Raw genomic sequence first — 10,495 nt, 5'->3', positions numbered from 1 at the left:
GGAGCCTTACAAGGCTTACTAATTGCACTTTCGTTTAAAATCCTGAAGATCCCTGAGTCTCCTATCATTTTTCTCAATATTCTCTCTTTTGCTAGTCTTTCGGCTTTAGCCCGTTATTGCGTTATAAGGTTTAATAAAATTCCCTCTTGGATAATATGGGTCCTCGTTATGACTTTACCTTGGGCTATGTATTCTTCAAGACCAATTAATCCCGCATATGCCTTTATTTTTTCGGTACCATTCTTTATTTGTTTAATTGACTTACTCCCTATTTTTAAAAAGCCCCTCATTAATTCATATATCGGTTTTTTTGTACTTGGATTATGTACTACATGTATTATGCAACTTCACATGTCATGGATTCTTCTGGTTCCGTTAACGGGACTCGTATTTATATCGAAGTACAAAAACAATATCACTCTCCAACTAAAGGGTGTAGGAGCATACTTAATTGGTCTCTCAATTGGACTTCTAACATTAGTACCAACATGGTTAAACGACACTCTATATGAAGGAAACATAGGTACTAATATCGTTATTAAGCTTAATAACTGGTCCAATTTACCAGTAATAGTATCCCGTTTATTCTCATTCTCGGCATACGAAATTCCATATTTCCTAGGAACTAAACATCGATACGAGATAATCAGTGACCAGATATGGATGACTCCTATTATGCTTTTTCTACTAATCGTTGGTTTCGCTCAAGTTGGATTATTTATTTACTCCTTCTTCATTAAAAATAAGACAGAAGGTTTTTTTCAATTGAAAATCTTATTACTTATCACAATCATATTATTGTACTTCAGCTTCTTCTTTTCCATAAAAGGACCTTCCTCACATACGTTTTACATATTGGCCCCTTTGCCTATTTTCTATTCCTTCTACGCTTATGAATATTTATTAGACAAGAGCAAATACACATTACCATTATTAAAATTCATATTACTCTGTGGAATACTATTTCACATAGGATTAGGACTTTACAACTTCCAGAACACATCCTTATATACGGACAGAGTTAAAATAGTAAATGCATTAGAAAATATGGATTATACCATTTTAGGGACAAGAAGGGCTGATGAATGGGGATATGGATTTTAAAACCATATAGTAATTAGACGTTGATCAAGATTAATACTAAGCGGCAAAAATCACTTTCAAAATAACACCTAAATGTTCTCCCTTACCATTTTAAGTATTCGCATTCTACTTATTACTATACTCTTCACCTCCCTAGGAGAAGATTTCAGCAACAGTAATAAATTCTTTAAACCAATTAGTTTTTTATACTCTTTCCAATAGTAGAATGCTAATATTCCCGCAATCGGGGCTCCAAATAAAAGCGAATAATAACTAATCTCATTTAAATCTAATTGTGATAACCCCTTAAATTGAAGTAAGTAATACAATGGAAAGAGAATGGACCCTAATGTAATTTTCATAGAAGATCGAAATTCAATTTTCTTAGCAATCTTTTTTGCGAAAAACTCTGAAAAAAAGTAAGGTATATAATTCCCAACTACTCCGAGAACAAAAACAGGTATCCCTAAAACAAGAATAATCAACTTACCCCCTAACTTACCCATCGGTGAAGGATTATTTATATATGACTCAACCAAATGATCCCTTAAACCTAAAGAATTAACGCTCTTTAAATAACCACCAACAAGTATTTTTAGCTCATTAAGTTTTTCCTCATTTTCCTCGTACATCTTGTTTACCATTTCGGCTATCTCTACAGAAACATCAAATTGATTTTCCAAATTGCCGTATTCTAAGTTTTTCTCTCTTAATCGATCCGTCATAAAAACAACTTCTATTTGCTCTACAATCTCATCATTCTTCTTTTTATCTATTATTATCATTTGTTTCTGTAGAACCTCTCCAAAGAACCTAGTTAGATTTGTTGTGGCAACGTTCTCGTTTTCTTTATGCTGCTCCCTGAACTCCTTTAAACTGTACGGTTCCGAACAGTTAAGAAACAGGTTACTCCGAAATTTATTCCAATTACTGTAATTCAATCCAACTGCAACAACGTGCACGTCCAAATCGTAATCGTTTTCCTTTTCTGCACCCAGAATTAATCTTGCTGCCCCCTTTTTCATTCCTCGCATTCTTCTTTCTTGAACACAAATACCTTCTGAAAAAATAATAATGGGTTGCAGCTTCTTTAACTTATCGGCACCCTCTTTAAATGTTTCGGTATTCTTATGGAGATTATCCGCTCCTTCTTGAATTCTGTACGCAGGAAGTATATTCATTTGCCTCATAAGAAAATTCTTAAATGGACTATTAAACATATCAGACCTGGCAATAAAATTCATATACCTTCGAGCAGCTATAGTAACAACTGGAGGATCTGTAAAGGCATTCGTATGGTTAGCAATAAAAATAAAAGGCTTATCTCTAGGTAATTTGTCCCTATTCTTCATTTGAATACGTTCAAAATAAATACGATAAGCAGGGCCGAAAACGATTCGGATCAGAAAATTGAAAAATGACATTAGCTAGGTTTTGTCTTATCCATTTTAAAGTAGCTCTTTAATTATCCTTTCAACTGAATAACCTTCAGCCTCTGCCTTATAGTTACGAACTAATCGATGCCGTAAAATCGGAACAGCAACGGCTTTAACGTCTTCAATGTCTGGGGAAAATTTCCCATTTAAAGCTGCATAGCATTTTGCTCCTACTATTAGGTTTTGTGAAGCTCTAGGGCCAGCTCCCCAAGACAAATACTCATTTACTATTTCTTCAGCCCCTTCTGTACTCGGTCGAGTTTTACTAACCAACCTTACTGCATACTCCAATACATTATCTGGAACAGGAATTTTCCGAATCAATTTTTGATAAAATAATATTTCCTGACTATTCAATAGCGGTCTAACTTCTTGACTTTTATCCGATGTAGTCTCTTTAACTACAGCAATCTCCTCATCAAAAGAAGGATAATCTAACCATAGATTAAACATAAACCTATCCAATTGAGCCTCGGGCAGAGGATATGTTCCTTCTTGTTCAATTGGATTTTGCGTTGCTAGGACAAAAAATGGTGAACCTAAATCGTATGTTTTACCACTCGTTGTAACAGAACCTTCTTGCATTGCTTCTAACAACGCAGATTGTGTTTTAGGCGGAGTTCTATTAATCTCATCGGCTAAAATAACATTGGCGAAAAGAGGCCCTTTGATAAAACTAAATTGTCTGTTCTCATCCAATATTTCCGAACCGATAATATCAGAAGGCATTAAATCTGGTGTAAATTGAATTCTATTATAATTCAATCCAAGTACCTTTGAGATAGTATTTATCATTAAGGTTTTTGCCAAGCCAGGTACTCCAACCAACAAACAGTGTCCTTTACTAAAGATCGAGATTAAAATCATCTCAACTATTTCATCTTGACCAATTACAATTTTCCGAATCTCTTTTTTTAGGTCCTTTACAACCGCTACGAAATTGTTAATAGCCTCTACTTCTGACATTTCTTGGTTTGAATCCATTATCCTTTTCGAATTAGTTTATCCAATTATAGCCATAATCACATTCGCTATAATCATCAACAATTTCTATAAATACATTTTTAGCCTTTTTCTCCACCCAATTTTTTAATATCTCTTGTTTTTTTGATCCTTCACAAGCCAATTTAATTTTTTGGTAGTCATCTTTCATATTAGCTCGATGCGGTTCAGTCCTTCTTAATAATTTCACAATCCTTACCCCTTGCTTTCCATCTGCGGTAGAAAATAATACAGGCTTAGAAACATCTCCCACTTTCAGACTTGCCATCGCCCCATACAAGCTTCGATCGATTTCTCCCATTTCAAACAAGGTATTCCCAGTGACAGGATTAATTACAATACCTCCATTATTTTTAGTTTCTTCATCATCAGAAAACATAATTGCGGCCTTTTCAAAAGTCATACTATCCACAGAAGAAATTAAAATACTAACGCTATCAATTTGCTTTTCTGCTTTAACTAACTCTTCTATTGCAGGGTTTAGCTTGAGTAAGATATGCCTTAGATCAAGCTCCTCTCCTCTTCTATTGGTTAATTGGATGAAATGAAATCCAAATTGAGTTTCGAATATTTCACTTATCTCATTTACATTTAATGAATATGCCATGGCCTCAAACTCTTTAACCATAGTGCCTCTCAGAACTTTTTTTATCTCTCCTCCCTGAGCTGCAGAACCAGGATCTTGAGAGTACGATGCTGCCATGGCAGACATACTTTCTCCACTTATTACTCTTTGCCTTATTTCTTCTAATTTCTCTTTTACTTCTTTTTTTCGCGTTCTTGAAATTGTTGGGATTTTAACAATATGAGCTACCATTACTTCAGAGTTTACAAATGGTAAGCTATCAGTAGGTATTTTCTCGAAATACTCTTTAATTTCTAAAGGGGAAACCTGAACCTCTCCAATAACTTTCTGTTGCATTCTTTGGGCTAATAATGCATCTCTTATCGCCTCTTTAAACTCTTCTTTAATTTCTATTATTTTCTTTCCATAGTATTCTTCCAGCTTTTGTTCTGATCCAAATTGCGAAACAAAATATCTTAGCCTTCTATCTAATTCAGCATCAACCTGACTATCTGACACATCTACACTATCCATTTTAGCTTGATGAATAAAGAGTTTTTGCAGAACCAACTGTTCAATTACTGAGCATTCGATATCTTTCTCAGGAGCTCCTTGTGCACTCAGTTGCTCTTTCTGCTCTCTTATATCGGATTGTAGAATAATATTTCCACCTACCTTCACAACTACTTGATCGATTACATTGCTTTGGCTATATACGTTTCCCAATATAGATACGACTATCAATAGAGAAATAAATGGGGCACTTATTATCTTCATTCTAATTAAAATATTTCAAATTTATTCTGTGCTTTTGCATCCAAATATACCTTGTTCTCCATCTCATTAATCAGCTGAAGTCTTCTTTGATTTATTATGATAGCTCTTACCTGACCTCGTACTGCACTTAACGGAGCAACACTGTCCTTATTTCTTATTTCTTTTAAATCAACATATAGGATAACTTCGTCTTTGGTTGCTTCAACTAACCTATTATGTCCCAATGCCCACATAAACTTCACAATTTTAACTCCCAACCTTGCTTCGAGCTCTTCTATCTCCATCCAATGTTCTCTTTCTAAATTAAAAATTACCAAGTTTTGGTTACAGAACTTCTTTAATGATTTGGATGAACCCGAATTTCTTTTTCTAACAAGTTTTCTAAATTCTTTAATGTCTACATCCCCTTTATTCATTTTAATGTAATTGACCTTAATCAACTCTGTTTTGATTTTAAAATTGTCAATATTTGATTCATAGAATAATTTGATATCTTCTCCGCTAACAACCGTATCGAGTTTTTGCAGAACTAATTCTCTTTCATATATATAGCTAATTAAAGAATTACGATACTTTTGAATTTCTGCGTCAATATCGATCTGATCTTCTCTTAGATTTTCAACCGCATGATAATAGTAGAGCATTCCTCTTACCCAATCCTCGATATACGCTTCCACCATGCGAATACTATCTTCATGACTAGTATTATTAGGAATTATTTTTGCTAAATCTTCTTGATATAAAAAGCTTTCATTAACTCTTGCTGCAGTGTTACTCTGAAATGCCTTCTCTCTTATTTCATTATCACAAGATTCTAAGCCAAGAATAAGTACAATAAATAGAGGTAAAATAACCTTCAATATTTTCACATTATTCTTTATCACTCCTGAAGTATGCTTTCGAATATAGGTTTGCATTATTTGCTGATAGAAAGGAGAACATCTTCTTCTATTACTACCTCATACTTTTTTCTTAAAGCTTCTATCCATTGCTCTTCTAAGAAATCCTGGTAATCAGCTGTAACTAATCCGCGAGCCTCAGCAAGGGTTTTTTGACGTTCTTTATTAAGACTATAAATTATCACAAACTGAGTTGAATCGTTCACCATAGAATTGGCACCAATTCCTACCTTCCATTCTGAATTTTTCATTACATCTTCTTTTGCGGAATAACTTCCTTTATCAACAGAGATACCTTCTTCTATTTTCATTAGAATTTTATAGGCTTCTTCCATGCTTTTCTTCTTAATAGCCTTCTTTGATTGTTTCGCGATAGATTGGCTTGCACAAGTAACGACCAACGCCTTTGCTGATTTCCCCTTTAAATACTGCCCCTTATTATTATCATAATAAGTTTTAAGCCCTAATGAATCTTTAACAGCCTTTGTCCAAACTTTATTATCTGTTAACTCAAATAATAGAATTCCATCTCGGTACTCTTTCATTAAATTCTTAAAATCAGGATATTCAATAGCTAAATTCTTGTTGGCTATAGTCATACACGATTCTTTAATAAAGCTATTATACAATGAATTAACCGTTTCTATCGGACTAAAAACTTTGCTTCTACGCTGGTGCTTAAAAATATAATTTGCAAAATCTTGTTGGGTATATTTATGTCCCTTCAATTTAAAAAGCACACCTGTTAAACCCTTTGCTTTTGACACTTCCCAAGATCTACTTCTATAACTTTCATCCAATACTTTATAAAATTGGTTCCGCATTTTCACATTGTCAGAAAATTCATACTTCTTCATTAACGAACGAACATATGACCTTCTAATTATTTTTATTCTATTGTCGCTTAATATTTTCTTTTTAAGCCTATGCTTAACGTTTTCATATGATTCAACTTCCTTCTTTTCTATCCTTTTAATTAAATGCCAACCTAAGTCTGTTTTAATAGGTTTTGAAACATCACCATCTTTCACTAATCCAAAGGCAGCATCTTCAAATTCTTTCAACATTTTACCTGCACCGAATTCTTTTAAGACTCCACCCTTTTCTCCAGACCTCACATCATGTGACTTCTCCTTAGCTATTTCCGCAAAGTTCCCTCCTAAAGCTATCTCAGCGTGAATCTTTAATATTTTCTCCTTTGCAAGCGCCTCAGAGCCAGTCTTATCCGCCTTTATTAAAATATGGGCGACCTTAATTTTACCTAATGCCTCTCTTCTTCCTTCCAATCGAATCAAATGATATCCATATTTTGTTCTTATAGGCTTTACTACTTCACCATCTGCTGCATGCAGAACTGCTTTACTGTAAGTATAAAGAAGTGAATATGCTGAACGAAAACCAATATTTCCCTTAACTCGCTTTATATCTTCATTGTCCGTATTTTCCATAATAAGATCATCAAAACTTTTTCCGTTTTGATACTCTTTATAAATGGCACTAATCTTATTATAGAGCTTCAATGTATCTGAAGGTGATGCCTTCTTTCTTAAAGGAAGAAACAATTGTGACGTGTTTAACTCCGTGGAGTACATCTCATATGCTTCTTTCAGAAAATGATCTTCCAGTTCTTTATCCGTTAGATATGTAGCTGCAAGTTGTCTTCTGTAACCCAATAATTCCTTTTTAAAAGCTTTGGAACTATCTAACTGCATCTCTTCGGCTTCTTTTACTTTAAGCTTAAAGTTTATGTACAATTCGAGGTAATCATTTATTGCCTGTTGCCCAGTATCGTTATTGTTATTTTTTTCGAATACTCGGCGAAACTCCCCTTTTGTAACATCTTCTCCAGCAATTTTCAAAATCACTGTACTAGAGTCAATAGCACTTGCATTACCCACAACAACAAACAAACTCAGAAAAGAGATGCAAAGAATATTTTTCATAATAATAATTATCTGCTATAATTAGGTGCTTCACGTGTTATTGCCACACCATGAGGATGACTTTCAGTGATTGCCGCTGGAGATATTTTCATAAACTTAGCTTTTGCCAAATCTTCAACCGTAGCAGATCCAGTATAACCCATCCCCGCTTTCAGACCACCAATTAACTGGTATAAAACTTCTGATAAAGTTCCTTTGTAAGCTACTCGTCCAGAAATACCTTCAGGGACTAGTTTTTTCGCATCCATTTCCGATTCTTGAAAATATCTGTCTTTTGATCCTTTTTGCATAGCCTCCAACGAGCCCATTCCTCTATAAACTTTAAATTTTCTTCCTTCAAAAATTATTGTTTCTCCTGGAGATTCATCGACACCTGCAAACAATGAACCAAGCATAACAGAACTTGCCCCTGCCGCAATTGCTTTTACAATATCCCCACTAAACCGAACTCCACCATCAGCAATTAATGGTACTCCTGTCCCCTCTAATGCCGCTGCAACGTTAAATACTGCCGACAATTGCGGAACACCAATTCCTGCAATTATTCGTGTAGTACAAATAGAACCTGGCCCAATACCTACTTTAACAGCATCCGCTCCATGCTTAACTAATTCCAATGCAGCCTCCGCTGTTGCGATATTCCCTACCACTACATCAAGATTCGGATACTTTTCTTTTATCTTTTTTAACAGATCTATAACTAACTTAGAGTGACCATGAGCTGTATCAATTGCGACTGCATCTACCTCGGCTGCAACTAAAGCATCCACTCTATCCATCGTATCTGCAGCAATACCTATTGCTCCTGCAACTCTCAACCTACCAAAAGAATCCTTACATGAGTTTGGATTTATTTTTACTTTACTAATATCCCGGTAAGTAATTAATCCGATTAGTCGATTACCCCCATCTACAACAGGTAGCTTTTCAATTTTGTGTTTTTGCAAAATCTCCTCAGCAACATCCAAACCTGTCCCTTCTTCTACAGTGATAATGTTCTCTTTTGTCATCACATCTCGAACATCCTTTTCTAGGTCTTTTTCAAATCTTAAATCCCTGTTCGTTACAATTCCAACCAACTTATTAGAACCATCAATTACAGGGATACCGCCGATTTTATAATCGTGCATTATTTTTAAAGCATCTTTTACTTTGGCATCCTCTAATAACGTAATTGGATCTTGAATCATTCCACTTTCAGAACGTTTCACCTTTCTAACCTCAGCGGCTTGAGACTTAATGCTCATGTTTTTATGTAGGATCCCAATGCCTCCTTCACTAGCAATTGCAATTGCTAATCTTGCCTCGGTAACGGTGTCCATTGCTGCAGAAACAATTGGTGCATTTAATGGGATATTCCGAGTAAACATCGATGTTACCTTAACATCTTTCGGTAATAAGTCTGAATATGACGGAACGATTAATACATCATCGTATGTAAGTCCCTCTTCAATAATTCTATCTTCTGCTGTTGACATGCGAAATCGGTTAAAAATTGGTGTGCAAATTTACCAAAAAATATGCGAATTCAAGCTTACTAACAGGGATAATACCCTTAGTAAGATGAGTTCAAATAGACCAGCGTAACGGTACCTTTCTTATGACGGCTTTCCCCAGATGCAGAGCGATAATAGATGAGATATGCGTACACACTTGAAGGGCATAATGAACCTTTGTATTTACCCGTCCATTTTTCGTAGGGATCCTTTGTTTCAAAAATCAACTCTCCCCATCTATTAAAGATGAAGAACTGATACCCTTCATTAAATATAAATGACGCTATAGGCCCAAATGTTCGATTGACATAAATTTCACTTGTTGGATCAAAGACATTGGCTATCGTATCAAACAATACCTCTTGGTTTGCACAAGATACATTTGATCTACTCACACCAGCAAACTCATCCAATCCGTTTGAATAACCAATCGCTTCAACGTAATAACAGAACCTACCATAACCATTTGCGTCATTGGGAATATAATCTTGATATTTTAATGTCTCTCCTGATACTATCTCAACGGAAGAACCGTCAAAAACACTATCTATTCCCAAATAAATTACATATTCACTTACCCCATTATCCCAGCCTCTAAATGCATTCCAAGACAGACTACTAGAGATATCTTCCTGTCCTTCAGCTTCTAGCTTTATTGTCTGAACAATATTCGATGAGTCAACATTATGCCCACAGGCATTAAATACAACCAACTTGTAATAGTAACTACTTTCTGAGGTATTGACATTTTCATCTCTAAAGACAAATTCAGAATTAACTAATGGTTCTACTCCTAGGGAGTCAAACATCCCTGTACTTGGATCTAGCCTGTACACACCAAATGATTGCACATCACTTTCTATATCCACATACATCAAGGCAACAAGGGAGACAAGGGTGATTATGGTGATGGTCAGCACTTTCCATACAGCATTGGCATTTGTATAGGATTAGTGTGGTTCAACTTGAACGTATTGGTGGAAGCTGTATGACTGGGAGCTACGAAGGTGTTACAGTGGTACTGATAGACTATGTTGGTTATAAGGTGTTTTACTATATTTATGTATTGTTCAACTTGCCTTAGGAAGACTGAGACTGCAAAGACGAAAGCCCTGACTGATCTGGTTTTACCCCATCCTCTGGAGAAGCTCAGGAAAGAAACATTTGTCCATGCACTATTCAGTACCTGACTGACAGCTCAATGCATGAGGGTACTGCTTCTAATATTCATATGCCAGGCTAGTAGAGGATTAAATATAGATGAAAAAGAAGAAATGAAAGTCATATTGAGATC

At 35.2% G+C, this 10,495-nt stretch carries 8 protein-coding genes; 1 reads left to right on the top strand and 7 read right to left on the bottom strand.

Translation table 11 applies throughout. The features are described 5' to 3' along the window. Positions 1–168 precede the first annotated feature (168 nt). A complete protein-coding gene (locus HRT72_04765; protein ID NQY67019.1) occupies positions 169–1,104 on the top strand; it encodes a hypothetical protein in 936 nt (311 codons plus the stop codon). Between the two features lie 68 nt (positions 1,105–1,172). Here HRT72_04765 and HRT72_04760 read toward each other — a convergent pair whose 3' ends face one another. From HRT72_04760 to HRT72_04730, 7 genes are all read right to left on the bottom strand, one after another. Beyond that, the gene (locus HRT72_04760; protein NQY67018.1) at positions 1,173–2,435 is read right to left on the bottom strand and encodes a 1-acyl-sn-glycerol-3-phosphate acyltransferase; all 1,263 of its coding nucleotides are present in this window, start codon (positions 2,433–2,435) and stop codon (positions 1,173–1,175) included. Positions 2,436–2,531: 96 nt separating this feature from the next. Beyond that, the gene (locus tag HRT72_04755; protein NQY67017.1) at positions 2,532–3,485 is read right to left on the bottom strand and encodes a MoxR family ATPase; all 954 of its coding nucleotides are present in this window, start codon (positions 3,483–3,485) and stop codon (positions 2,532–2,534) included. A gap of 31 nt (positions 3,486–3,516) precedes the next feature. Further along, positions 3,517–4,863 (bottom strand): peptidylprolyl isomerase, encoded by a 1,347-nt coding sequence (locus HRT72_04750; protein ID NQY67016.1) that lies wholly within the window; start codon positions 4,861–4,863, stop codon positions 3,517–3,519. 5 nt (positions 4,864–4,868) lie between these two features. Next, entirely contained in the window at positions 4,869–5,780 is a 912-nt protein-coding gene (locus HRT72_04745) for a hypothetical protein (protein ID NQY67015.1), read from the bottom strand. Continuing rightward, positions 5,780–7,705, bottom strand: a complete 1,926-nt coding sequence (locus HRT72_04740; GenBank protein NQY67014.1) for a peptidylprolyl isomerase — start codon at positions 7,703–7,705, stop codon at positions 5,780–5,782. Before HRT72_04740 ends, HRT72_04745 begins: the two co-directional genes overlap by 1 nt. 8 nt (positions 7,706–7,713) lie before the next feature. Further along, positions 7,714–9,183 carry an IMP dehydrogenase gene (gene guaB / locus HRT72_04735; GenBank protein ID NQY67013.1) on the bottom strand — a complete coding sequence of 490 codons (1,470 nt, stop codon included), beginning with the start codon at positions 9,181–9,183 and terminating at the stop codon, positions 7,714–7,716. 77 nt (positions 9,184–9,260) lie between these two features. Next, complete coding sequence (locus HRT72_04730; GenBank protein ID NQY67012.1) at positions 9,261–10,121, bottom strand: gliding motility-associated C-terminal domain-containing protein; 861 nt, start codon at positions 10,119–10,121, stop codon at positions 9,261–9,263. Between the last annotated feature and the right edge of the window lie 374 nt (positions 10,122–10,495).

The organism is Flavobacteriales bacterium, assembly GCA_013214975.1.
Classification (GTDB): domain Bacteria; phylum Bacteroidota; class Bacteroidia; order DT-38; family DT-38; genus DT-38.
This window is presented reverse-complemented; position numbering and strand designations above follow the sequence as displayed.